Source organism: Azospirillum sp. (assembly GCF_035627195.1).
Taxonomy (GTDB): Bacteria; Pseudomonadota; Alphaproteobacteria; order Azospirillales; family Azospirillaceae; genus Azospirillum.
The window spans coordinates 1-23,737 of the sequence record NZ_DASPMG010000037.1 but is presented as its reverse complement, the minus strand read 5'-3'; the positions used below and the strand labels follow the sequence as shown (position 1 = coordinate 23,737).

Sequence of the window (23,737 nt, the reverse complement as noted above, 5' to 3'; positions counted from 1 at the left end):
GGCCGGCCCCAAATTTCTTCATCGGATCAAGAGGTTCGGCGTCCGCGTCGGCGCACCCGGCGCGCGGGGAGGATGGCGCCATGAGCAGCCGGGGCAACAGCCGGAGCGCTTCCAGCCAGAGCGCTGCCGGCCAGAGCGCTTACGTGACGGCCGAGCGGATCCGGCTGCTCTACCGCCTCGCCCCCGCCATGCTGGCGGCCAACCTGATCAACGGCACCCTGGTGGTGGTGGCATTGTGGGGCGCGGTGGCGCCCTCGCTCCTCCTCGGCTGGGCGGGGGTGCTGGGGGCGGTGACCCTGCTGCGCATCGGCCTGTGGCTGTGGTTCCGGCGCCGCCGCCCGGCCGAAGCGGACATGCCGCGCTGGGCGCGCGGCTTCACCGTCGGTTCCACGGTGTCGGGCCTGCTGTGGGGCAGCACGGCGTTCCTGTTCGTGCGGGCGGGGGAGCCGGTGACGCTGCTGGTGATATCCTTCGTCATCGGCGGCATGGCGGCCGGGTCGGTCACCGGGCTGGCCAGCCACCTGCCGGCCTTCTGGCTGTACTTGGCCGGCACGGTGCTGCCGCTGGCCGTCCGCTTGCTCGCCGAAGGCGACCGGGCCAGCCTGGCCATGGGTGGCATGACGGTGATTTTCGCCATCGGCGTGGCGCTGATCGGCCGCAACCACTACGCGACGCTGGTCAACGGCCTGGAACTGGCGGAGGAGCGGCGCCGGCTGCTGGCCGACATGGAACGGCAGGTGCGCGAGCGCACCCGCGACCTCGCCTCGGCCAACGAACGGCTGCGCGCCGAGGCGGCCGAGCGCCGCCGCGCCGAGGACGAGGAACGCCGCCTGTCCGCCGAGGTCGCCCGGCAGGCCGGCCAGTTGAACAGCATCCTGTCCACCGTTTCCGACCACGTGTTCATGATCGACCGCGCGGGCACGCTGCTGTACGCCAGCCCGTCGGCGTTGCGCGACCTGGGGCTGGACGCGTCGATGCGGGGCGAGGACGCCGCCGGCCGGCGCTGGGCCGACCTCGGCCTGTCGGACCAGGAGGTGGCGGTGCTGGAGGGGCTGCACCGCCGCGCGACCGGCGGTGGTCTGGATGGTGGCGGCAGCGTCACCGGCGAGGCGTGGCACCGCACGCCGCAGGGCCAGCGCCTGCACGAGTACAAGTTCACCCCGCTGGCCGGCACGGACGGCCGGATCAGCGCCGTCATCGCCGTGTCGCGCGACGTCACCGAACGGGTCGAGGCGGAGGCCGCGCTGGAGAGCGCCCGTGCCGAGGCGGAGCGCGCCAACCAGGCGAAGTCGCGCTTCCTGGCCGCGGCCAGCCATGACCTGCGCCAGCCGATGCAGTCCATGTTCCTGTTCGCCGGAGCGCTGCGCCAGCACGTGCACGACAACAAGCCGGGCCTCGACTTGCTGGTGATGCTGGAACGCGGGCTGGACACGCTGAAGGGCCTGCTGGACAGCCTGCTCGACGTCTCCCGCCTGGACGTGAACGTCATCCAGCCGGAGGTCGGCAGCGTGCGCCTGCGCCCGCTGCTGGACGAGGTCGGCGCCTCCTACGTGCCGATCGCGGCGGCCAAGGGGCTGTCGCTGCGCATCGACGCGCCCGTCGACGTGGCGGTGCGCAGCGATGGCCGCCTGCTGGGCCGGATGATCCGCAACCTGGTCGAAAACGCCGTCCGCTACACCGAGCGCGGCGAGGTCCGCCTGGAATGCCGCGCCGTTGGGGACAAGGCCATGGTCGCCGTGCGCGACACCGGCATCGGCATCCCGCCCGACCAGATGGAGCGCATCTTCGAGGAGTTCCACCAGCTCCACAACCCCGAGCGCGACAAGGCGCGCGGCATGGGCCTGGGGCTGTCGATCGTGCAGCGGCTCTCGACCATCCTCGACCATCCGGTGAAGGTGCGGTCCGAACCGGGGGTGGGGTCGTGCTTTTCCTTCGAGGTGCCGCTCGACACCGCCGTCAAGCCGCCGGTCGCGGAGGAAGGGGCGGTCGCGGCGCGGGGTGCGGGCGGGCTGGCTGTGCTGGTGGACGACGACGCGATCGTTCTCCTGGGCCTGCGCGCCACCTTCGAGGAGTGGGGGTTCGAGACGGTGGTCGCCGGCTCCACCGAACAGGCGCTGGAAAGGCTGGAGCGGGTGAGCCGCGTGCCCGACCTGATCGTCGCCGACTACCGGCTGCGCGGCGGCAAGGTCGGCACCGAGGCGATCCTGAAGATCCGCGAGCGCGTCGGCGCCGCGGTGCCCGGCGTCATCCTGACCGGCGAGACCGGCAGCGAGTGCGCCCGCGACGCCGCCGAACACGGCCTGGGCATCATCCAGAAGCCGGTCACGCCCCGCCACCTGCACGCCGCGCTGGAGCGGTTGTTGAAGCGGGATGTGGTGGCGTAAGGCGGAACCCGTCGGTTGGGTCGAGACCCAACGTCGTCTTCGTTGCGGACACGTTGGGTTTTAGGCTCCGCCTCGACCCAACCTACGGGGCTTCGGGATTACGGCAGCAGCTTGTCCGGGTTCATCAGCCCCTTGGGGTCGATCGCCGCCTTGACGAGCTTCATCAGGTCCAGCTCCTCCGGCGACTTGATGTGCGGCATGTCGTCCTTCTTGAAGCGGCCGACGCCGTGCTCGGCGGAGATCGAACCGTCGAGATCCAGGACGATTTCGTTCACCGCGTGGGTGATCTCCTCCCACCGGTCCATGTAGGCGGCGGTGTCGGCCCCCTCGGGCTGGCTCAGGTTGAAGTGGATGTTGCCGTCGCCGACGTGGCCGAAGGGGGTGGGGCGGATGCCCGGGCAGATCGCCTCGACCGCCGCCTCGGCCCGCTCGATGAACTCGGCGACGCGGCTGACCGGGATCGACACGTCGTTCTTGATCGAGCCGCCCTCGAACTTCTGCGCCTCGACGATCGCCTCGCGGATGAACCACAGCTGCTTGGCCTGCGTTTCCGACGCGGCCAGCGTGGCGTCGGTGGCGAGGCCCGCCTCGAACGCCTCGCCCAGCGCGTTCTCCAGCGTCTCGCGGAAGGCGTCGCTCTGCGTGCCGGCGGTCAGCTCGCTCAGCACGTACCAGGGCGACGGCTCCGACAGCGGGTCGGTGGTGCCGGCGACGTGACGGAGGGCGAACTCCAGGCAGCGGCGCGACATCAGCTCGAACGCCGCCACGGCGTCGCCCGACGCCTCGCGCAGGCGGGCCAGCAGTTCGATGGCGGACGCCGGGTCGGGCACGGCGACGAAGGCGGTCTCCGCCTGCTTGGGGCGTGGGAACAGCTTCAGGACGGCGCCGGTGACGATGCCCAGCGTGCCCTCGCCGCCGATGAACAGGTGCTTCAGGTCATAGCCGGTGTTGTTCTTGCGCAGCCGGCGCAGGCCGTTCCAGACGCGCCCGTCGGGCAGCACCACCTCCAGCCCCAGCACGAGGTCGCGCGTGTTGCCGTAGCGCAGCACGTTGATGCCGCCGGCGTTGGTGGAGATCAGGCCGCCGATCTGCGCCGTGCCCTCCGCCCCCAGGCTCAGCGGGAACAGGCGGTCGGCCTCGGCGGCGGCGTTCTGGATGGTGGTCAGCACGACGCCCGCGTCCACCGTCATGGTGTAGTTCAGTGGGTCGATGTCGCGGATGCGGTTAAGGCGCGACAGGCTCAACACGATCTCCCGCCCCTCCTCGTAGGGGATGGAGCCGCCGACCAGGCTGGTGTTGCCGCCCTGCGGCACGATGGGCGCGCCGGCTTCGGCGCACGCCTTCACCACGGCCGCCACCTCCTCCGTCGTCGCCGGGCGGACGACGGCCGGGCTGTTGCCCTTGAAGCGCCCGCGCGCCTCCGTCAGGTAGCCGGCCATGTCCGATGCGTCGGTCAGGAGACCCTTGTCTCCGACGATGGAGCGGATGCGGTCGAGGAGGGCGGCGGTGCTCATGGCGGGCGTATCCGGCGTTGGTCAATGGCTGTGGGCGCGGGTGCGGGCGGGAAAACTACCCCGTCCGGCCCGGCTTTTCCAGGGCGAGGGTGAGGGCGGCGAGCGCGGCGCCGTCCGGCAACACACAGCCGGTAAGGTTGGCGCCGGCGGTGTTGCAGTCGGACAGGTCGGTATCCTGCAGCCGCGCCTCGCGCAGGTCGGCGCCGCGGAAATCGGCGCCGGTCAGCGTGGTTCGGCGCAGGTCGGCCGGCCAGCGCCGCCCGGTGACCCGGCCCTGCGCGTCCACCAGTTCGATGGCGGACAGGTTGGCGCGGGTGAAGCGGGCGTCGGACAGGTCGCTCTCGGCGAGGTTGGCGCCCAGCAGGCTGGCGCCGTCGAAGTCGGCGCCGCGCAGGCGCGAGCCCGACAGGTCGGCCAGCTTCAGCTCGCTCTGCCGGAACGACGCCTTGGTGAGCGAGCAGCCTTTCAGCACCGCGCCGCGCAGGTCGCACGCCTCGAAGCACAGCCCGTCCAGCGCCTCGCCCTCCAGCGTCAGCCGGCGGCCGGCGGCGCCGTTGCTGGTGATCCAGCGGACGTGTTCGCGCAGCATCGCCTCGAACCGCGCCGGCAGCGGCTGCTTGAGCGGGCGGGTGACCGCGCCCATCAGGTTGCAGCCGGTGAAATCGGCGGACGCGGTGGTGACGTTGCGCAGCTGCGCCTCGCGCAGGTCGGCGTGCCGGAAGACGGTGCCGGCCGCCTCCGCGTTGTCGAGGATGGCCCCCTTCATCCGGGCGTCGGTGAAGTCCGCCCCGCTGAGGTCGGCGCCGCTGAGGTTCGCGCCGAACAGCGCCGCCGCGCGGAAGTTGGCGCCACGCAGGTTGGCGCCGGTCAGCGTGACCTGCGACAGGTCGGCCCCTTCGAAGTCGGCGTTGGCGAGGTCGGCGTTGACGAGGCTGGTCGGCTTGTCGCGCACCCGCTTCTCGCCGCCCAGCCAGAAGACCAGCTGGCCCGGCCGCAGGTCGGCGCCGCGGACCGTCGCGTCGCGCAGCTTGGCGCCCATCAGGTTGGCGCCGCGCAGGTCGGCGCGCCGTAGGCAGGCCCCGTTCAGGTCGGCACCGCTGAGGTTGGCGCCGAACAGGTCGGCCTGGTCGAGAATGATCGCCGCCATGTCGGCGGAACTGAGGTCGGCCCCCACCAGCACGGCGCGCGGCAGCTGCAGCCGCGACAGGTTGCGCCCCTGGAGCGCCAGCCCTTTGTAGGCGAAGAGCTTGCCGTTCGGCCGTCCTTCCAGGTAGCTGCGGTGGGCGACGGCGGCCTGCAGCAGCTCGCTCGACGACAGGGTGACGGGCTCCGCCGGGCGGTCCGACACCTCGCGGTCGATCGCTGCGGCGCCCTTCCTGGTCGGCAAAGACATACGGCACCCGGCGGATCGGAACAGGCCGTATATAGATCTACGGCCGTTTCCGAAAAGTTATCGGAAAATAAAATCAGCCGCGCGGTGCGGCGGCGCGCCTCAGGCGGTCGTTGATGGCGACGCCCAGCCCCTCGTCCGGGATGGGCATCACGGCGATGGCGCGCAGGCCCGGCTTGTCGAGCGCGCGCAGGTGGTGGAAGAGGTTGGCCGCCGCCTCGTTCAGGTCGCCGTCGGGCGACAGGTTCAGCCGTTCCGCCCCGCCGCGGTTGAAGCGGTCCGGGCCGAAGGTCAGGTAGGCCTCGTCCGCCTCGGCGCTGAGCGCGCCCAGCCGCACCGCCGCGTGCGGCGCGTAGTGGCTGGCCAGCTGGCCGGGCGACTTCGGCGCCGCCGGATCCTCGCTGGACACCAGGATGGGGCCGATCAGCCGTTCGATCTCCTCGCGCAGCACCGCACCGGGGCGCAGCAGCACCGGCGTGTCGCCGGACAGGTCGAGTACGGTCGACTCGATCCCCACCGGGCAGCGCCCGCCGGCCAGCACCATGGACACCCGCTCGCCCAGGCTTTCCACCACGTGCATGGGCGTGGTCGGGCTGACGGCGCCGGAACGGTTGGCCGACGGCGCGGCGATCGGCCGCTTGGCGGCGCGCAGCACGCCCTGGCCCACCGGGTGGTTGGGCACGCGCAGCGCCACCGTGTCCAGCCCCGCCGACACCAGCAGCGACAGCCCGGCCTCGTCCCGGCGCGGCAGCACCAGCGTCAGCGGACCCGGCCAGAAATGCTCGCCCAGCGCCTGCGCGCGCTCGTCGAACACGGCGCAGCGCATGGCGGCGGCGAGGTCGGGCAGGTGGACGATCAGCGGGTTGAAGTGCGGCCGGCCCTTGGCGGCGAAGATGGAGGCCACCGCGTGGTCGTTGGTGGCATCCGCACCCAGCCCGTACACCGTCTCGGTCGGGAAGGCGACCAGCTCGCCCGCGCGCAACCGATCGCCCGCGCGCTCCAGCGCGGCGGCGGTGGGGGGCGAGACGTGGGGGCGCTGCTCGGGGGGGCGCTGTTCGGTCGGATGCTCGGTCACGGGCGGCTTTCTAGCGGGTTCCTCGGTCCAGGCAAAGCGCGCAGTTGCGCGACCCTGCCCCGCACTCTATTCAGGGAACGGGGTTTCAACCAGATGATGGGTGCGGGCATGGCGGGCAAGGTCTTCACCGTGGCGCAGCAGAAGGGCGGGGCCGGCAAGACCACGCTCGCCGCCCACCTTGCCATCGCCTGGATGCAGCTTGGTTACCGCGTCGCCACCGTGGACATCGATCCCCAGGGCAGCCTGTCGCGCTGGTTCGAGGTGCGCAGCGATGCCACCGGCGGCGAGCCCGGCTTCACCCACGTGCAGATCACCGGCTGGCGCACCCAGAACGAGGTGGAGAAGCTGGCCCGCGCCCACGACGTGGTGGTGATCGACAGCCCGCCGCACGCGCAGACCGAGGCACGCATCGCCGTGCGCGCCGCCGGTCTGGTCATCGCCCCGGTGCAGCCCAGCCCCATGGACCTGTGGGCCATCCACCCCACCATCGACCTGACGAAGCAGGAGAAGCGCCGCCTGCTGATGGTGCTGAACCGCGTGCCGCCGCGCGCCCGCCTCGCCGACGAGCTGATCGCCAGGGTGCACGAACTGGTCGCCCCGCCCGAGGTGGACATCGCCGCCACGCAGATCGGCAACCGCACCGCCTATGCCGGCACGCTGCTGACCGGCCTGTCGGTGACCGAGGCGGCGCGCAAGACCCAGGCCGCGCAGGAGATGCAGGATCTGGCCGAGGAGATCCTGGGACGGGTGGGGTGAGTTCGGGGGCAGGCGTCGTAGGTTGGGCCTGGACCCAACACCGCTTGCGATATAAGGGGCGTTGGGTTTTCGCTGGCGCTCAACCCAACCTACGGGCGGCTGATTCTCGGCAGGAATCTGTCACCCCTCGCTCCCCCGGCGGGGCCGGGGGAGGGTCTGTATGGGCCTACAGCTCCTTCACCGCCTTCAGCACGTCGGCGACGTGGCCGGGCACCTTCACCTTGCGCCAGACCTTGCGCACCACGCCATCCTTGTCGATCAGGAAGGTGGCGCGCTCCATGCCCATGTACTTGCGGCCGTACATGCTCTTCTCCACCCACACGCCGTACTGTTCGGCCACGCCGGTCTCCTTGTCGGAGGCCAGCGTGAAGGGCAGCTCGTACTTCTTCTTGAACTTGTCGTGGCTGGCGACCGGGTCCTTGGACACGCCGATCACCACCGCGTCCACGCCGGTGAAGTCGGGCAGCTGGTCGCGGAAGCCGCAGGCCTGCGCCGTACAGCCCGAGGTGTCGTCCTTCGGGTAGAAGTACAGCACCACCGGCTTGCCCTTCAGCGCCGACAGCGTGACGCTGCCGCCGCCGTCGGTCGGCATGGTGAAGTCGGGGGCGGGGGTTCCGGCCTCTACGATCATGGGATCTTCGGTTCCTCGGTTTGGGCGGGCGGGGTGAGCTTGGCCGCCGGCTCCTCGATCAGGGTGCGGAAATGGGCGTAGGCCCGGCCGGCGACGCCACGGATTCTGGTGTCGAGGGCGGCAAAGTCAACCGGCCGTTCCTCATCCGGGAACGCCGCTCGCGCCAGACCCGTCAGCAGCGTCTCCGACACCTGCCCGGGGTCGAGCGTGCCCGACGTGGTCAACCGCAGGAAGCCCTGCACCCGCCGCCACAGCTTCAGCGTCTCCACCAGCTCCGCCGCCACGCCCGCGTCCAGCAGGCCGGCTTCCGCCGCGTTCAGGATGGCCGTGGCGGTGTTGATGCTGAGCACCGGCGGGTGGTCGTGGCCGTGGCGCAGCTGCAGGTACTGGGCGATGAACTCGATGTCGATCAGGCCGCCGCGGGCGTACTTCAGCTCCCACGGGTTGTCGGTGCCGAACTCCTTGTCGATGCGGCGGCGCATGTCGGCGACGTCCCACAGCAGCTTGTCCGGGTCGCGTGGGCCGGTCAGCACGGCGCGGATGGCGGCCTGCACGCGCTCCGCCAGCGGGCCGTCCCCCAGGACGCGGGCGCGGGTCAGCGCCATGTGCTCCCACGTCCAGGCGTCCTGCGTCTGGTACTTGGTGAAGGCGTCCAGCGAGGTGGCGAGCGGTCCGGCGTTGCCGGAGGGGCGCAGCCGCATGTCGACCTCGTACAGGCGCCCGTCGGCCATGGGGGCGGTGATGGCGTTGGTCAGGCGCTGCGTCAGCTTGATGTAGTATTCGCCGGGCGACAGCGGCTTGGCGCCGTCGGACATCGCCACGCCGGCCGGCGCCTCGTACACCACGATCAGGTCGATGTCGGAGGTGATGGTCAGCTGCCGGCTGCCCAGCTTGCCCATCGCCACGACGACCCAGGAGGCGCCGGGCACGCGGCCGTGGCGGCGGGCGAAGTCCTCCTCCACCCGCACGGCGATGTCGGACACCACCACGTCGGCCAGCGCCGCCAGGAAGGGGCCGCAGCGGTCGCCGTCGGTGATGCTGCGCAACATGTGCACACCGGCACGGAAGCGCTGGTCGTTGGTCCAGCGCCGCGCCAGCACCAGCGCGTCCTCGAAGTCGTGCGCGGCGCCGATGACGCGGCGGTACTCCGGCTCCAGCCCGTCGCGGCCGGGCAGGGGATCGAAGAAGTCGGGCGACAGCACGGCGTCCAGCAGCGACGGGTTGCGCGACAGGAACTCCGCCATGCGCGGCGCCGTGCCCATGATCTCCGCCACCAGCTCCAGCAGTGCCGGGTTGGCGTAGAACAGCGAGAACAGCTGCACGCCGGCCGGCAGGCGGCCCAGGAAGGCGTCGAAGTTCATCAGCGCCTCGTCCGGCTGCGGCGTCTTCGCCAGCGCCTGGAGGAGGCCCGGCACCAGTTCCGTCAGCAGCTCGCGCGCCCGGCCGGAGCGGGTGGCGCGGTAGCGCCCGCGGTGCCAGGAGGCGACGACGCTGATCACCCGGCTGGCGTCCTGGTAGCCCATGCCCTTCAGGTTGGCGACCGTGCCCGGATCGTCGTCGGTGCCGGTGAAGACGAGGTTGCCGGCCCCGGTGGACAGCGACGGCGCCTCTTCGAACAACTCGGCGTAGCGGTCCTCGACCCGGCCCATGTGGGCCAGCAGCTCCTCGCGGAAGGAGGCGGTGTCGGCGCAGCCCATGAAGGCGGCGAGGTGGTCGACGCCTGCGTCGTCGGCCGGGATCTGGTGCGTCTGCCGGTCGTCGATCATCTGGATGCGGTGCTCGACCTGCCGCAGGAAGCGGTAGGCGGCCTCCAGCTCCTCCACCGCCGCCGGGTCGACGCGGCCCACGGCGCACAGCGCCTCGATGGCGCGGCAGGTGGCGCAGGGGCGCACGCGGGTGTCGCGTCCGCCGAAGATCAGCTGCTGGGTCTGGGCGAAGAACTCGATCTCGCGGATGCCGCCGCGGCCCACCTTGACATCGTGGCCGTTGACGGTCACCTCACGGTGGCCCTTGTGCGCGTTGATCTGGCGCTTGATCGAGTGGATGTCCTGGATGGCCGCGAAGTCGAGGTGGCGGCGCCAGACGAACGGCTCCAGGAAGCGCATGAAGTTGGCCCCGGCCTCCGGGTCGCCGGCCACGGGGCGGGCCTTGATCATGGCCGCGCGTTCCCAGTTCTGGCCGACGCTGCCGTAATAAATTTCGGCCGCGGTGACGGACACGGCCAGCGGCGTGGCGCCGGGGTCGGGACGCAGGCGCAGGTCGGTGCGGAAGACGTAGCCGTCCTTGGTCCGTTCATCCATAATGCGCACGAGATCGCGCGCGATACGGATGAAGGTGCGGGCAAGGGTGTCCGGTTTGGGCGTCTGCACGACGGCGTCGTCGTAGAGCACGATAAGGTCGATGTCGCTGGAATAGTTGAGTTCGCGCGCCCCAAGTTTGCCCATGCCCAGAACGATGAGCCCAGACCCCACCCACGGCCGCTCCGGATCGGGAAGCGTCAGCTGTCCCGCCTCCGCCGCCTTGCGCAGCAGGTGGTTGGCGGCCAGCCGCAGCCCGGTTTCGGCCGTGTCGCTCAGCGCCCCGGTCACCCGCTCCAGCGGCCAGGCACCGGTGATGTCGGCCAGCGCGATCAGCAGTGCGGCGCGCCGCTTGGCGATGCGCAGCCCGGTCATCAGCCGGTCCATGTCGCGCTCCTGCGCGAACTCGCGGTCGAGCGCGCCCAGCAGCAGGTTGAAGGTGGCGTCGAACCCCTCCTCGGCGATGCGGCGGACGAAGGGCAACTCGCGCGTCAGGCTGTGGCCCAGGTACGGGCTGTTGCCGCACACGGCGTCCAGCAGCGCCCGCCCGTCGGGCGAATCCGCGAAGGCCTCGGCCCAGGCGCGGACGTCCGGCTCCGCCTTGGCGGCCTCCTCGCGCCAGCGCTCCAACCCGCGTTCGGCGAGCGCCGGGTCGTATGGTTTCGGCAGGGGGACGGCGGGCACGATCGGCATGATGGTATGCTCAGCGATTAGGCAGACGGCGAAGGTGCGCGAGCCGGGCGTGGCGGTCAAGCGCGCGCTCGTGCACGCCGCCGCGGGGATGGCGCGTTGATTCGTCGCGTTTCCAGCATCCTGTTCTGGTCGGTCGTCGGCATCGCGGTGCTGCTGGCCGCGCTGGTCGGCGCGCTCGCGTGGCGGCTGGGGCAGGGGCCGATCGCGCTGGACCCGCTCACCCCCTACGTCGAGCAGGCGCTGTCCGACCCGGCGGAAGGCATCGCGGTCACCGTCGGCGACATGGTGCTGAGCTGGGCCGACGACGATGCCGATGGCTACGGCCGCCTGGACCTGCGCGCCCGCCACGTGCGCGTCGCCAACGCCGAGGGCGCCACGGTGGCGACGGTGCCGGAACTGGGTGTCGGCGTTTCCGTGCGCCAAGCCCTGCAGGGCCGGCTGGTGCCGACACGGCTGGAGGCCATACGCCCGCAGGTCGTCATCATCCGCCACGAGGACGGCAGCGTCGGCTTCAGCATCGCCGAGGCGCCGCAGGCGGCTCCGGCATCCGCCGGCGAGCCCAGCACGCCGGTGGCGCTGGACGCGCTGGACGCGCTGCGCCGGCCGCCGGACCCGACGCGCACGCTGGGCCTGCTGAAACGGCTGTCGGTGGTCGGCGCCGACCTGACCGTGGTGAACCGGCAGGTGGGCCTGACGTGGCACGCGTCGCGCGCCGACATCATCTTCGACCGCAACGCCGCCGGCATCACCGGGCGCGGGCGGCTGACGCTGGACCTGGGCGGCCGTCCGGCCACCGTCGAGGCGTCCGGCGAATACCGCACGCGGGACGATGGTGCCCGCGTCGCGCTGAAGGTGGCCGGGCTGGAACTGTCCGGCCTTGCCGGCGTGCTGCCGGAATTGGCGCCCTTGGCGGGCGCCGCCGTTCCGCTGGACGGCACGGTGGAGAGCGCCTATGGCGCCGGATTCCAGCTTCAGCGCGTGCGCTTCGACCTGGCGCTGGGTGCCGGCCGCCTGAGCGTTCCGGAGGTGCGGCCGGAGCCCTACCGGGTGCGCTCCGCCGGCTTGGCCGGGGTGGTCGACGTGGCGGCGCGGACGCTGGCGGTGGACGGGGTGCGCGTGCAATTGGACGACGGCGGCGGGGTGCGGCTGCAGGGCGCCGGCACGCTGAAGGAGACGGACGCCGGCCTGACCGGCGAGGCGAAGCTGACGCTGGCCGCGGGCGGGCGCACGGCGTCCGTAAGCGTGGGCGGGCAGCGCGCGGCCGGGCAGGGCGACACGCGCCTGTCCGCCACCCTGGCCGACGTGGAACCGGCCATCTTTGCCGGCCTCGCCCCCGCGCTGGAGCCGCTGCGGCCTGCGGCACTGCCCATCGGCGGCACGGTGGAGGCGGTGCTCGACCGCGACTTCCGGCCGCTGTCCGGCCGCATCGACCTGAAGGCCGGGGCCGGGCGCATCGCGCGGCCCGGCGTCGACATGCGGCCGGTGACGGTTAATTCGGCCAGCCTGCGCGCCGGCGGTGACCGTGCGACGCAGCGCTACACGCTGGACCGCTTTGCCGTCGACCTGGGCGGCCCGCGCGTGGAGGCGTCCGGCAGCGCCGCCGGGGCCGGCGGCCGCCTGTACGCCGAGGCCGGCGTCGGCGCGCGCAACGTGACCGTGGAGGACCTCGCCCACCTGTGGCCAGAAAGCGTGATGCGCAACGCGCGCAACTGGATCATCGCCAACCTGTCCAAGGGCGTGGTGAACGACGCCTCGCTCTACATGATGGGCGATGCGCCGCTGGGCGACCTCGCCACGTTCGAGCCACGGCGCCTGAACGGCACCCTGTCCGGCACCAACATGGACGTGGAGTACTTCCGCCCACTGCCGCCGGTGACGGGCCTTGCCCGCTTCGACGCGGTGACGGACGGCAAGACCTTCACGCTGCACACCCAGGGCGGCACGGTGAAGGACGTGCAGCTGGGCGACGGCCTGATCGTCATCACCGACCTGGGCGGCAAGGAGGCGATCGACATCCAGGTGCCGGTGCAGGGTCCGGTGCGCACCATCCTCACCGTGCTGGACAGCCCGCCGCTGGGCTATCCCAGCCGCCTCGACCTCGACCCCAAGGGGACGGAGGGCAAGGCGGAGGCCAAGCTGCACTTCAGCTTCCCCCTGGTGGTCGACCTGAAGGTGGAGGCGATCGAGATCGGCGTCACCGCCAAGCTGCAGGGTGTCGGCGTCAAGAAGGTGGCGGCCGGGATGGACGCCAGCGACGCCAACCTGGACCTGACGCTCGACACCAAGGGCATGACGGTCAAGGGCACGGCGAAGATCGAGGGCCACCCCTCCACCATCGACTGGAAGGAGGCGTTCGATTCGGCGGCCAAGATGCGCACCCGCGTCGCCGTGAAGTCGGAGGCCGACGCGCCCTTCTTCGAACGCTTCGGGCTGGAGACGCGCCCCTACGCCAAGGGGCCGGTCGGGGCGGACGTGGTGTTCACCGTGGACCAGCGCAAGCGCTTCGGCCTGACCGGCACGCTGGACCTGACGCGCACGGCCATGACCATCGACGACGTTGGCTGGCGCAAGGCGGCGGGCGTGCCCGGCACCGCCAAGTTCACCGTGGAGTTCCAGAAGGACAAGGTGTCGCGCGTCAGCGGCATCAGCTTCGAGGGCGGCGGGATGAAGGCGGCGGCCGTGGTGGACCTCGTCCCGGCGACGGCGCAGCTGTCCAAGGCGACGGTGTCGCAGCTGACCTTCGGCAAGACCGACCTGCGCGCCGACGTCACCGTGCGCGACGGCGGCGCCTGGGCCGTGACCCTCACCGGCGACAGCCTGGACGCCAAGCGCATCCTCGACACGCCGGAGCCGGAAGCCGGCGCGCCCCCGAACGAGCGCAAGCGCGCGCTGGAGATCACCGCGCGCCTGGGCCGCGTGGTGTTCGGCGAGGGGCGGCAGATCACCAACGTGGCGGCCAGTGCGCGCAACGACGGCAGCGTGTGGAGCTTCATCGACCTCGTGGCGCGCACCGGGCCGGACGGCAACCTGTCCTTCCGGTTCGAGCCGGCGGGCCAGCGCCACCGCGTGCACATCCTGTCCGACGACGCCGGGCAGATGCTGCGCATGCTCGACCTCAACGATCGGGTGCGCGGCGGCAAGCTGCGCGTCACCGGCACGACGCTGGCCCCCAAGGCCGACGCGCCGCTGGAGGGCGAGATCGAGATGGAGAACTACACGGTGGTCGACGCCCCGGCGCTGGCCCGCCTGCTGAACGCCATCTCGCCGTCGGGCTTGGCCGAGGTGCTGAGCGGCGGCCCCGGCATCACCTTCGGGCGCATGCAGGGCAACTTCCGCAAGGAAGGGCGCCTGCTGACGCTGAAGAACGTGCGCACGTCGGGCAGCGCCTTGGGCCTGACGCTGGAAGGGCAGATCGACCTGAAGACCGACACGGCCAACCTGCGCGGCACCATCGTGCCGGTCTACGGCATCAACCGCATCATCGGCCAGATCCCGTTGCTGGGCGACGTGCTGAGCGGCGGCGCGGGGCAGGGCATCTTCGCCGCCACCTGGCACATGCAGGGCCCGTTCGCCGACCCGCAGATCTCGGTCAACCCGCTGGCCGTGCTGGCGCCCGGTTTCCTGCGCAACCTGTTCTTCCTGGGCGGCGGGGGCGGCGGCACGGCGCCGGACGCGAAGGACGGCGAGCAGACGCGGTGAGGTAAAGCCCATCCCCCGCCTGGGGCGGGGGATGGGCTTTTGTCGTCCTCACACCGCCTTGACGAGCGCGTGCTTCTTCTTGCCAAAGGACAGCTTGATGACGCCTTCGGCGTTCAGGTCGGCCGGCGTCGCCTTGGCGGCTTCGTCGGCGATGGTGGCGTCGTTCAGCTTCAGCGCCGCCTCCTTCACCTTGCGCCTCGTCTCGCCCTTCGACGCGGTCAGGCCGGCGGTGACGAACAGGTCGACCAGCGCAATGCCGGCCTCCAGCTCGGCGCGCGGCACCTCGATGGTGGGCAGGCCCTCGGCCGCCGCACCCTGCTCGAAGGTGCGGCGCGCGGTCTCGGCGGCCTCCTCGGCGGCGTCGCGGCCGTGGGCGAGCGCCGTCACCTCGGTGGCCAGCACCTTCTTCGCCTCGTTGATGCCGGCGCCTTCCAGGGCCTCCAGGCGGGCGACCTCGTCCATGGGCAGTTCGGTGAACAGGCGCAGGAAGCGGCCGACGTCGGCGTCCTCCGTGTTGCGCCAGTACTGCCAGAACTCGTACGGGCTGAACTTGTCGGCGTTGAGCCACACGGCCCCCGACGCGGTCTTGCCCATCTTGGCGCCGGAGGAGGTGGTGAGCAGCGGCGTCGTCAGGCCGAAGACCTCCTTGCCGTCGATGCGGCGGGTCAGCTCGACGCCGTTGACGATGTTGCCCCACTGGTCGGAGCCGCCCATCTGCAGGACGCAGCCCAGGCGCCGCGACAGCTCCATGAAGTCGTAGGCCTGGAGGATCATGTAGTTGAATTCCAGGAACGTCAGCGGCTGCTCGCGGTCGAGGCGGATCTTCACCGAGTCGAAGCTCAGCATCCGGTTGATGGTGAAGTGCCGGCCGACGTCGCGCAGGAACGGGATGTAGTGCAGCGCGTCCAGCCAGTCGGCGTTGTTGACCATCAGCGCGTCCGTCGGACCGTCCCCGAAGGTCAGGTACTTGGCGAAGACCTTCTTGATGCCGTCCATGTTGCGCTGGATCTGCGCGTCGTCCAGCAGCGGCCGGCTCTCATCGCGGAAGCTGGGGTCGCCGATCCGGGTGGTGCCGCCGCCCATCAGGACGATCGGCTTGTGCCCGGTCTTCTGCAGCCAGCGCAGGATCATGATCTGCATCAGGCTGCCCACGTGCAGGCTGTCCGCCGTGCAGTCGAAGCCGATGTAGGCGACGACCGGCGTACCCGACGCGGCCTTGGCGTCGAGCGCCGCCATGTCGGTGCACTGGTGGATGAAGCCGCGGTCCTGCAGGGTGCGCAGGAGGTCCGATTTCAGCGTGGTCATGGCCGGTTCTTGTCTGCTGGTGCGGGTCTGGGCGGGGTCTGATAGCACGGCAAGGCCCCAGCGACAAAGCCCCACCGACAATGAGGGCGGGAGTCGACGCGCACGCGGGCGCACGCTATGCTTGGCATTCGAACCATTTCCTCCCGCGGCGATCATGACCGACCTCATCGACGACCTTCCGGCCGAGCTGCCGGCCGAACAGCAACTCGTGCTGCTCCAGCAGCGTTTCCGCTCCTACGTGGCCGAAACCGAGGCCCGCTGGCTGGACGTGGAGGAGCGCATCGGCGAGGTCGAGCACACGCTGATCGAATACGAAAAGCGCATTGAGGTGCAGGAGCGCCGCATCGCCGTGATGGAGGCGCAGATCGCTGCCCTGCGCCGCGGCGAGGCGATCCCGGTCATCATGGTGGCCGACGACGACAGCGTCTCCACGGTGCACTGACCCGCCCTGTCTCGGGAGTTCCCCATGCAACTGGTCGTGGGCCTGATGAGCGGCACGTCGATGGACGGCATCGACGCAGCCCTGGTGCGCACCGACGGGTGCGACCGGGTCGAGCCGGCGGCCTTCCTCACCATCCCCTACGACGACGGCTTCCGCGCCCGCCTGCGCGCCTGCCTGGGCGGCGGCGGGCCGGTGGCCGAGGTGGAGGAGGAGTTGACCCGCCGCCACGCCGACGCCGTGCGCCGCCTGCTGGCTAACGCCGGAGTCGCGGCCGGCGACGTGGACCTCATCGGCTTCCACGGCCACACCATCCTGCACGCGCCCGAACAGCGCCGCACCTGGCAGATCGGCGACGGCGCCCTGCTGGCGCGCGAGACCGGCATCGCGGTGGTCGACGACTTCCGCGGTGCCGACGTGCGGGCCGGCGGGCAGGGGGCGCCGCTGGTGCCGCTGTTCCACCGGGCGCTGGCCTCCGGCCTGGAAGGGCCGGTGGCGGTGCTGAACGTCGGCGGGGTGGCCAACGTCACCTGGATCGGGCGGGACGGCGCCGTCGTGGCCGGCGACACCGGCCCCGGCAACGCGCTGATCGACGACTGGGTGCTGGCGCAGGCCGGCCGGCGCTACGACGCGCACGGCGACCTCGCGCGCACCGGCGGAATCGACGCGGTGGCGCTGACCGAGCTGCTGGACCACCCCTATTTCGACCGGCCGTTGCCCAAGTCGCTGGACCGCGACGCCTTCGACCCCGCACCCATGCGGCACCTGTCGCCCGCCGACGGGGCGGCGACGCTGACCGCCTTCACCGCCTTCGCGGTGGAGCGCGTGCTGCCGCACCTGCCGGAAGCACCCACCCGCTGGCTGGTCTGCGGCGGCGGGCGGCACAACCGCACGCTGATGGAGATGCTGGCCGACCGGCTGCGCGCCCCTGTCGCTCCGGTGGAGAACCTGGGCTGGGACGGCGACGCGCTGGAGGCGCAGGCCTTCGCCTATCTGGCGGTGCGCTCGCGCCTGGGCCTGCCGCTCAGCCTGCCCACCACCACCGGCGTGCCCGAGCCGCTGACCGGGGGGCGGTTCCACGCGGCGGCATAATAAGGGAGAGGAAAACGCATGGCGCAGGGACGGAAGCACAGCTACGCCGCCACCGTGACGTGGACCGGCAACCAGGGCACCGGCACCTCGGGCTACAAGGCGTACAGCCGCGACCACGAGATCACCGCGCCCGGCAAGCCGGCCCTGCTGGGATCCTCCGACCCGGCGTTCCGCGGCGACCCCGCGCGCTACAACCCCGAGGACCTGCTGGTCGCCTCGCTGTCGTCGTGCCACATGCTGTGGTACCTGCACCTGTGCTCGCGCGACGGCATCGTGGTGACCGCCTACACCGACGCCGCCACAGGCACGATGGTGGAGACGGCCGACGGCGGCGGCCACTTCGCCCAGGTCACCCTGCGCCCCACCGTCACCATCGCCAAGGGCGGCCTGGGGCATGCCAGGGAACTGCACCACGAGGCGCACCGGCTATGCTTCATCGCCAACTCCGTCAACTTCCCAGTGACGGTGGAGGCGAGCGTGGTGAAGGAGGAGTAGGCGCCAACCTACGGCTTCAGCCTACTCCGCCACCGCCGCCAGGGGGTTGCCGAGCGCGCGGTCCAGGTAGTCGTCGACCTCCCTCGCCAGCTCGTCGGTGCGGTTGAGGAAGAAGTGATTGGCACCGGGCACCACGCGGTGGTCGATGCGGATGTCCTTCTGGTGCGACAGCTTGTTCACCAGCTTCTGCACCGCGGCGTTCGGAACCAGCTCGTCCTTGTCGCCGTGCACGATCAGGCCGGAGGACGGGCAGGGCGCCAGGAACGAGAAGTCGAACATGTTGGCCGGTGGCGACACGGTGATGAAGCCGTCGATCTCCGGCCGGCGCATCAGCAGCTGCATGCCGATCCACGATCCGAACGACACGCCGGCGATCCAGCACAGCGAGGCGTTCGGGTTGTAGGTCTGCAGCCAGTCCAGCGCGGCCGCCGCGTCGGCCAGCTCCCCCTCCCCCTTGTCGTACGCGCCCTGGCTGCGTCCGACGCCGCGGAAGTTGAAGCGCAGGGCGGAGTAGCCGCGCTTGGTGAAGGCTTGGTACAGCGTGAAGACGATCTTGTTGCTCATCGTCCCGCCGTGCTGCGGGTGCGGGTGCAGCAACAGCGCCACCGGCGCGTTCGCAAGCTTGCCGTGGGTGTAGCGACCTTCGAGTCGGCCGGCCGGACCGTTGATGAGCACTTCAGGCATGGGGGCGACGATCCTGGCGCGAACGGGAAGGGGCGAAAACCACCGCGCGGTGGGGGCCGGAAGCGTCTGACAAGCTACTGTGGACTCGCATTCCAGACCACGTTTTTTGCGAACACAATTCTTGACCGTTTTGCTTGGTCATCTTATATGCGTCGATATGCCGTCCGGGGCAACCCGCGCGGCCGCTTCGGTTCGAGGCCATGATGGTCGCCGGACGAGAGCGCGGACTATACCACGGCGGGTGTCTCGGTGTTCAAGCATCTTCGCGAAGAGATCGACGGCATCATGGCGCGCGACCCCGCGGCACGGTCGCGGCTGGAAGTCGCGCTGTGCTATCCGGGCCTGCACGCCATCGTCCTGCACCGCATCGCGCACTATTGCTGGGAGCGCGGCTGGAAGCTGCTGGGCCGCGTCGTCTCGCAGCTGGCGCGCGCGCTGACCGGCATCGAGATCCACCCGGGCGCCACCATCGGCCGCCGCTTCTTCATCGACCACGGCATGGGCGTGGTGATCGGCGAGACGGCGGAAATCGGCGACGACGTCATGCTGTACCACGGGGTGACGCTGGGCGGCACCGCGCTGCACCACGGCAAGCGCCACCCGACGCTGGAGGACGGCGTCATCGTCGGCGCCGGCGCCAAGGTGCTGGGCGCCATCACCGTCGGCCGGGGTGCGCGCGTCGGCTCCAACGCCGTGGTGGTGAGCGAGGTGGCGCCGGGCGCCACCGTCGTCGGCATCCCGGCCAAGGCGGTGGTGCCGCGCGAGAAGGCGGACAGCGCCAAGTTTCTGCCCTACGGCACGCCGTGCGGCGACATTCCGGACCCGGTGGCCCGCGCGCTGACCGGCCTTCTGGAGCAGGTCACCACCCTGCGCCAGCGCGTCGAGGAGCTGGAGCGCGCCAACGCCGGCGACGGTGCCGCGCCGGCGGCCTTGCCGGTGGCTGGCGTCGCCGACGGCGTGGCGCGCGAACGCGAACACCACCCGGTCGGGGCCGGGCCTTTGGGTCCCTGTTGAGCCCCCTGTAGAGCAAAGCCGGCCCGCGGATCACCCACACCACAAAACACCGCAGCGGGCCGGGCCGAAGAAAGAGGGAGAGGGTAAATGAGACTGAGCACCAAGGGCCGCTACGCCGTCATGGCGATGGTCGATCTGGCCGCCAACAGCAACGGCAGCCCGGTGGCGCTGGCCGACATCGCTGAACGGCAGGAGATCTCGCTCTCCTATCTCGAACAGCTGTTCGCCAAGCTGCGCAAGGGCGGCCTGGTGAAGAGCGTGCGCGGCCCCGGCGGCGGCTACCTGCTGGCCCACACGGCCGACGCCACGCGCATCTCCGACATCATACTGGCGGTGGACGAACCGATCCGCACGACCCGCTGCGCCAACATCACGCCGCAGGGCTGCCGCACCAACCGCTCCCGCTGCCTGACGCACGAGCTGTGGGAGGAGCTGGGCAACCAGATCCACCTGTACCTCAACTCCGTGACCGTGGCCGACGTGGTCGAGCGCCGGGTCATCGGCACCTCGGGCATGCTGGTCCAGCTGGCCGAACCCGGCGGCGCCGCCGTCGCGGCGGAGTGACGTATCAAACACCCTTCCCCGGTGCGGCCGGGGGAGGGGTTTTGAGACAACCATGACCTCCCGCGTCTACCTCGACTACAACGCCTCGGCGCCGCTGAAACCGGCCGTGAAGACGGCCGTGGCGGCGGCGCTCGACCTCGTGGGCAACCCGTCGTCGGTGCACGGCCACGGCCGCGCCGTGCGGCGGGCGCTGGACGAGGCCCGCAACGCCGTGGCGGCGCTGGCCGGCGTGGCGCCGACGCGCGTGGTCTTCACCAGCGGCGGGACCGAGGCGAACAATCTGGCGTTGCGCGGCTTCCCCGGCCGGCGCGTCCTCGTTTCCGCCGTCGAGCACGACTCGGTGCTGGGCGCCGCACCCGATGCCGAGCAACTGCCCGTCGTCGCCAACGGCGTCGTCGACCTGGAGGCGCTGGAGCGCCGGCTGGTTGCGGGTGCCCCGGCACTGGTCTCCATCCAACTCGTCAACAACGAGACCGGCGTGATCCAGCCGGTGGCCGATGCGGCGCGCATCGCCCACGCGCACGGCGCCGTTCTGCACTGCGACGCCGTTCAGGCGGCGGGACGCCTAGCCCTCGGCATGGCGGACCTGGGTGCGGACCTGCTGACCCTGTCGGCGCACAAGATCGGCGGGCCGGCCGGCGCCGGGGCGCTGCTGGTCGGCGACGGGCTGGACCCGCGGCCGCTGCTGTTGGGCGGCGGGCAGGAGCGGCGGCGGCGCGCGGGAACCGAGAACCTGCTTGGCCTCGTCGGCTTCGGCGCCGCGGCGGCGCTGGTCGCCGAGGATCTGGCGCGGGCGGCCGAGTTCGCCACGCTGCGCGACTCCCTGGAGGCGCGGGTGTTGGAATGCGTGCCGGGCGTGCGCGTGATGGGCGCCGGGGCGGGACGCGTGGGCAACGTCAGCTGCCTGACGCTGCCGGGCGTGCCGGGCGAGACGCAGGTGATGGCGCTCGACCTCGCCGGGATCTCGGTCAGCGCCGGGGCGGCCTGCTCGTCGGGCAAGGTCAGGGCGTCGCACGTGCTGGCCGCCATGGGAGCGGACGCGGCGACGGCGGGATCGGCGGTGCGCGTCAGCCTGGGCTGGGGCAGCGCTGCTGCCGACGTGGAGCGTTTTGTCGCGGCCTACGCGGCGATGGCGGCGCGGCTTTCGGGCCGGAACGCCGCGTGATGCGTTTTGCCGCCTTAAGTGTTTTCCGGCGTTGCTTCGCGGCGCACTTGTGGGTATGACGCCCGCGACACCGGACCGCCGCGCGGCAGCCCGGCCATCGACGTCCAGGACGTCCCAGGGAAGCGAGCCATGACTCAGTCGGGCAAAGGCAGGGATGGGGGCACCGGCCCCCGCATCGCCGGCACGATCGAAGGAGACATGCAGCCGTGCTGGCTGTGTGGCCGGTCCGTGGCGGGGCGCGCGCTGTTCTGCCACGCCTGCGGCGCCGTGCAGCCGCCGCGCGAGGGGTTGGATCACTTCACGCGCCTGGGGCTGGAGTGCCGCTTCGACATCGAGCTGGAGGCGCTGAACCGCCAGTTCACCGGGCTCGGCCGCGCGCTCGATCCCGACCGCTTCGTCGCCCGCGGCAAGCGCCAGCAGGAGCACGCCCGCGCCCAGGCCGACGCCCTGGCCGAAGCCTATGAGATGCTGCGCGATCCCGTCCGCCGCGCGCGCTACCTGCTGGACTTGTCCGGCGCCGGGCCGCTGGAGAACGACCCCGGCGAGCCGGCCGACGTCACCGCGCTGCGCGGCGAACTGGCCGCCGCGACCGACGCGCTCACCGTCGACCGGCTGGCCCTGGACGTGGAACAGCGCGCCGAGGCCTGCATCCGCGAGTTGGCGATGGCGTTCCGCGCCGGTCTCACGGCCACCGCGCGGCGCGTCGTGGCGCGCCTGGAGGAGCTGGAAGACATCGCCGCCGAGGCGCGCACCCGCCGCGCCGCCCTCGGCCCCACCCCCTGACCCTGAAATCCCCTGATCCCGAAATCCCCTGCCCATCGCTATCCCAAGGAGTTCGCGTACATGCCGAAGATGACCTTCATCGAACCCGATGGCTCCCGCCGCGAGGTTGACGCGCCGCTCGGCCTGTCGGTCCTGGAGGTCGCGCACAAGCACGGCTTCGACCTGGAGGGTGCGTGCGAGGGCTCACTCGCCTGTTCGACCTGCCATGTCGTGGTCGAGCCGGACTGGTACGACCTGCTGCCCGACGCCAGCGAGGACGAGGAGGACATGCTGGACCTCGCTTTCGGCCTGACCAAGACCTCGCGCCTGGGCTGCCAGATCATCGTGACCGAGGAGCTGGACGGCCTCACCGTCCGCCTGCCCGGTGGCAGCCGCAACGCCCAGAAGAGCTGAGCACACTTTTCCGAGCACGCTTTTCAAGGCCGCGGTCCGTGCTTGCCTCGGGCCGCGGCCGGCCCATATAGGGCGCCATGAATTCCCCCGTTAACTCCCTCGGTTTTTCGAAGCCCGTCCGGGACACCCGCGTGGTCGTCGCCATGTCGGGCGGCGTCGATTCGTCCGTCACCGCCGCCCTGCTGCGGGAGGAGGGGTACGACGTCGTCGGCGTCACGCTGCAGCTCTACGACCACGGGCTGGCGCTGCAGAAGCCGGGCGCCTGCTGCGCCGGCCAGGACATCTACGACGCCCGCCAGGTCGCCGACCGTATCGGCATCCCGCATTACGTGCTCGACTACGAGAGCCGCTTCGGCCAGGACGTCATCGACGATTTCGCCGACACCTACCTGCGCGGCGAAACGCCGATTCCCTGCGTGCGCTGCAACCAGCGCGTCAAGTTCCGCGACCTCTTGAACACCGCCCGCGACCTGGGCGCGGACGCGCTGGCCACCGGCCACTACGTGCGCCGCGTCGGCGGCGAGCGCGGGGCGGAGTTGCACCGCGCCGTCGATCCCGGCCGCGACCAGAGCTATTTCCTGTTCGCCACGACGCAGGAGCAGCTGGACTTCCTGCGCTTCCCCCTGGGCGGCATGACCAAGCCGGAGACGCGGGCGCTGGCCGAGCGCTACGGGCTGGAGGTGGCGGCGAAGCCGGACAGCCAGGACATCTGCTTCGTGCCCAACGGCTCCTATGCGGAGGTGGTGGCGAAGCTGCGCCCCGGCGCCATCGAGCCGGGCGAGATCGTCCACGTGGACGGCCGCCCGCTGGGCCGGCATGAGGGGATCGTCCATTACACGGTGGGCCAGCGCCGGGGCCTGGGAATCGGCGGTATCCGGGGCGAGGACGAGCCGCTGTACGTGGTGCGCGTCGACGCGCCGTCGCGCCGGGTCGTCGTCGGCCCGCGCCGCGAGCTGGCGCGCCGGGTGGTGAGGGTGCGCGAGGTGAACTGGCTGGGTCCGGCGGTGGCGCCGGGTGAGCCGGTGACGGCGGAGGTCAAGCTGCGCTCCGCCCAGCCGCCGGCCCCGGCGACCGTGCGCCTGACCGCCGACGGCGCCGCCGAGGTGGAACTGGCCGCGCCGCAGCACGGCGTGGCGCCGGGTCAGGCGTGCGTGATGTACCGTGGCGACCGGGTCCTGGGCGGGGGCTGGATCGCCGCTGCGGAAACTTGAGCGCGGGTGTGTTTTCTGGGTGTTGACAGGCCCGATCCGATCGCCTATGTAAGCGGCCCCGGCCGGAAACGACCGGGCCCGATGGCAGCGTAGCTCAGTGGTAGAGCAGGGGAATCATAATCCCTTGGTCGGGGGTTCAAATCCCTCCGCTGC

The 23,737-nt window shown here is 71.4% G+C and carries 19 protein-coding genes; 12 read left to right on the top strand and 7 right to left on the bottom strand.

The annotated features are described in order from the left end of the window. The first annotated feature begins 80 nt into the window (after positions 1–80). A complete protein-coding gene (locus VED21_RS02655) occupies positions 81–2,384 on the top strand; it encodes an ATP-binding protein (protein ID WP_324880760.1) in 2,304 nt (767 codons plus the stop codon). A 98-nt stretch (positions 2,385–2,482) separates the two neighbouring features. On the opposite strand, the gene VED21_RS02650 is transcribed toward VED21_RS02655, so the two are convergent. The 3 genes from VED21_RS02650 to VED21_RS02640 form a co-directional block, all read right to left on the bottom strand. Then, positions 2,483–3,898, bottom strand: coding sequence for an FAD-binding oxidoreductase (locus VED21_RS02650; protein WP_324880759.1), 1,416 nt, complete (start codon positions 3,896–3,898; stop codon positions 2,483–2,485). A 55-nt stretch (positions 3,899–3,953) separates the two neighbouring features. Continuing rightward, a complete protein-coding gene (locus VED21_RS02645) occupies positions 3,954–5,285 on the bottom strand; it encodes a pentapeptide repeat-containing protein (RefSeq protein WP_324880758.1) in 1,332 nt (443 codons plus the stop codon). Between the two features lie 79 nt (positions 5,286–5,364). Further along, positions 5,365–6,363: an L-threonylcarbamoyladenylate synthase gene (locus VED21_RS02640; RefSeq protein WP_324880757.1), complete on the bottom strand. Its 999-nt coding sequence runs from the start codon at positions 6,361–6,363 to the stop codon at positions 5,365–5,367. 108 nt (positions 6,364–6,471) lie between these two features. Between VED21_RS02640 and parA the strand changes: the two genes are divergently transcribed. Then, positions 6,472–7,119 (top strand): ParA family partition ATPase, encoded by a 648-nt coding sequence (gene parA, locus VED21_RS02635; RefSeq protein ID WP_324880756.1) that lies wholly within the window; start codon positions 6,472–6,474, stop codon positions 7,117–7,119. 166 nt (positions 7,120–7,285) lie between these two features. On the opposite strand, the gene bcp is transcribed toward parA, so the two are convergent. Both bcp and VED21_RS02625 read right to left on the bottom strand, forming a co-directional pair. Next, positions 7,286–7,750, bottom strand: coding sequence for a thioredoxin-dependent thiol peroxidase (gene bcp, locus VED21_RS02630; protein ID WP_324880755.1), 465 nt, complete (start codon positions 7,748–7,750; stop codon positions 7,286–7,288). Continuing rightward, positions 7,747–10,740: a bifunctional [glutamine synthetase] adenylyltransferase/[glutamine synthetase]-adenylyl-L-tyrosine phosphorylase gene (locus VED21_RS02625; protein ID WP_414638148.1), complete on the bottom strand. Its 2,994-nt coding sequence runs from the start codon at positions 10,738–10,740 to the stop codon at positions 7,747–7,749. The genes bcp and VED21_RS02625 overlap by 4 nt, the downstream gene beginning before the upstream one ends. A 96-nt stretch (positions 10,741–10,836) precedes the next feature. Here VED21_RS02625 and VED21_RS02620 point away from each other — a divergent pair, with 96 nt between their 5' ends. Continuing rightward, positions 10,837–14,439, top strand: coding sequence for an AsmA-like C-terminal domain-containing protein (locus VED21_RS02620; protein ID WP_324880753.1), 3,603 nt, complete (start codon positions 10,837–10,839; stop codon positions 14,437–14,439). Positions 14,440–14,487: 48 nt separating this feature from the next. Here the strand turns inward: VED21_RS02620 and tyrS are convergent, their stop codons facing one another. After that, complete coding sequence (tyrS, locus tag VED21_RS02615) at positions 14,488–15,744, bottom strand: tyrosine--tRNA ligase (protein ID WP_324880752.1); 1,257 nt, start codon at positions 15,742–15,744, stop codon at positions 14,488–14,490. Positions 15,745–15,898: 154 nt separating this feature from the next. Here tyrS and VED21_RS02610 point away from each other — a divergent pair, with 154 nt between their 5' ends. From VED21_RS02610 to VED21_RS02600, 3 genes are read left to right on the top strand one after another with little or no spacing between them, the layout of a single operon-like run. Next, positions 15,899–16,186, top strand: a complete 288-nt coding sequence (locus VED21_RS02610; RefSeq protein WP_324880751.1) for a hypothetical protein — start codon at positions 15,899–15,901, stop codon at positions 16,184–16,186. 24 nt (positions 16,187–16,210) lie between these two features. Then, positions 16,211–17,275 carry an anhydro-N-acetylmuramic acid kinase gene (locus tag VED21_RS02605; RefSeq protein ID WP_324880750.1) on the top strand — a complete coding sequence of 355 codons (1,065 nt, stop codon included), beginning with the start codon at positions 16,211–16,213 and terminating at the stop codon, positions 17,273–17,275. Positions 17,276–17,293: 18 nt separating this feature from the next. Next, positions 17,294–17,770 carry an OsmC family protein gene (locus VED21_RS02600; RefSeq protein ID WP_324880749.1) on the top strand — a complete coding sequence of 159 codons (477 nt, stop codon included), beginning with the start codon at positions 17,294–17,296 and terminating at the stop codon, positions 17,768–17,770. 21 nt (positions 17,771–17,791) lie between these two features. On the opposite strand, the gene VED21_RS02595 is transcribed toward VED21_RS02600, so the two are convergent. Beyond that, entirely contained in the window at positions 17,792–18,454 is a 663-nt protein-coding gene (locus VED21_RS02595; RefSeq protein ID WP_324880748.1) for an alpha/beta hydrolase, read from the bottom strand. Between the two features lie 249 nt (positions 18,455–18,703). Between VED21_RS02595 and cysE the strand changes: the two genes are divergently transcribed. From cysE to mnmA, 6 genes are all read left to right on the top strand, one after another. Then, positions 18,704–19,468, top strand: coding sequence for a serine O-acetyltransferase (gene cysE, locus VED21_RS02590; RefSeq protein WP_324880747.1), 765 nt, complete (start codon positions 18,704–18,706; stop codon positions 19,466–19,468). Positions 19,469–19,555: 87 nt separating this feature from the next. Then, positions 19,556–20,032: an Rrf2 family transcriptional regulator gene (locus tag VED21_RS02585; RefSeq protein WP_324880746.1), complete on the top strand. Its 477-nt coding sequence runs from the start codon at positions 19,556–19,558 to the stop codon at positions 20,030–20,032. Positions 20,033–20,084: 52 nt separating this feature from the next. After that, the gene (locus VED21_RS02580; RefSeq protein WP_324880745.1) at positions 20,085–21,197 is read left to right on the top strand and encodes a cysteine desulfurase family protein; all 1,113 of its coding nucleotides are present in this window, start codon (positions 20,085–20,087) and stop codon (positions 21,195–21,197) included. Between the two features lie 129 nt (positions 21,198–21,326). Continuing rightward, positions 21,327–21,980 carry a molecular chaperone DnaJ gene (locus tag VED21_RS02575; protein WP_324880744.1) on the top strand — a complete coding sequence of 218 codons (654 nt, stop codon included), beginning with the start codon at positions 21,327–21,329 and terminating at the stop codon, positions 21,978–21,980. A 60-nt stretch (positions 21,981–22,040) separates the two neighbouring features. Further along, entirely contained in the window at positions 22,041–22,373 is a 333-nt protein-coding gene (locus VED21_RS02570; RefSeq protein WP_324880743.1) for a ferredoxin family 2Fe-2S iron-sulfur cluster binding protein, read from the top strand. Positions 22,374–22,450: 77 nt separating this feature from the next. Beyond that, positions 22,451–23,584 (top strand): tRNA 2-thiouridine(34) synthase MnmA, encoded by a 1,134-nt coding sequence (gene mnmA, locus VED21_RS02565; protein ID WP_324880742.1) that lies wholly within the window; start codon positions 22,451–22,453, stop codon positions 23,582–23,584. Positions 23,585–23,737 lie beyond the last annotated feature (153 nt).

What these genes read in the sequence shown, in the direction of transcription:
- VED21_RS02655 (WP_324880760.1), top strand. Translation starts at nt 81, where the DNA reads ATGAGCAGCCGGGGCAACAGCCGGAGCGCTTCCAGCCAGAGCGCTGCC.
- VED21_RS02650 (WP_324880759.1), bottom strand. Translation starts at nt 3,898, where the DNA reads ATGAGCACCGCCGCCCTCCTCGACCGCATCCGCTCCATCGTCGGAGAC.
- parA (WP_324880756.1), top strand. Translation starts at nt 6,472, where the DNA reads ATGGCGGGCAAGGTCTTCACCGTGGCGCAGCAGAAGGGCGGGGCCGGC.
- bcp (WP_324880755.1), bottom strand. Translation starts at nt 7,750, where the DNA reads ATGATCGTAGAGGCCGGAACCCCCGCCCCCGACTTCACCATGCCGACC.
- VED21_RS02625 (WP_414638148.1), bottom strand. Translation starts at nt 10,740, where the DNA reads ATGCCGATCGTGCCCGCCGTCCCCCTGCCGAAACCATACGACCCGGCG.
- tyrS (WP_324880752.1), bottom strand. Translation starts at nt 15,744, where the DNA reads ATGACCACGCTGAAATCGGACCTCCTGCGCACCCTGCAGGACCGCGGC.
- VED21_RS02610 (WP_324880751.1), top strand. Translation starts at nt 15,899, where the DNA reads ATGACCGACCTCATCGACGACCTTCCGGCCGAGCTGCCGGCCGAACAG.
- VED21_RS02605 (WP_324880750.1), top strand. Translation starts at nt 16,211, where the DNA reads ATGCAACTGGTCGTGGGCCTGATGAGCGGCACGTCGATGGACGGCATC.
- VED21_RS02600 (WP_324880749.1), top strand. Translation starts at nt 17,294, where the DNA reads ATGGCGCAGGGACGGAAGCACAGCTACGCCGCCACCGTGACGTGGACC.
- VED21_RS02595 (WP_324880748.1), bottom strand. Translation starts at nt 18,454, where the DNA reads ATGCCTGAAGTGCTCATCAACGGTCCGGCCGGCCGACTCGAAGGTCGC.
- VED21_RS02585 (WP_324880746.1), top strand. Translation starts at nt 19,556, where the DNA reads ATGAGACTGAGCACCAAGGGCCGCTACGCCGTCATGGCGATGGTCGAT.
- VED21_RS02580 (WP_324880745.1), top strand. Translation starts at nt 20,085, where the DNA reads ATGACCTCCCGCGTCTACCTCGACTACAACGCCTCGGCGCCGCTGAAA.
- VED21_RS02575 (WP_324880744.1), top strand. Translation starts at nt 21,327, where the DNA reads ATGACTCAGTCGGGCAAAGGCAGGGATGGGGGCACCGGCCCCCGCATC.
- VED21_RS02570 (WP_324880743.1), top strand. Translation starts at nt 22,041, where the DNA reads ATGCCGAAGATGACCTTCATCGAACCCGATGGCTCCCGCCGCGAGGTT.
- mnmA (WP_324880742.1), top strand. Translation starts at nt 22,451, where the DNA reads ATGAATTCCCCCGTTAACTCCCTCGGTTTTTCGAAGCCCGTCCGGGAC.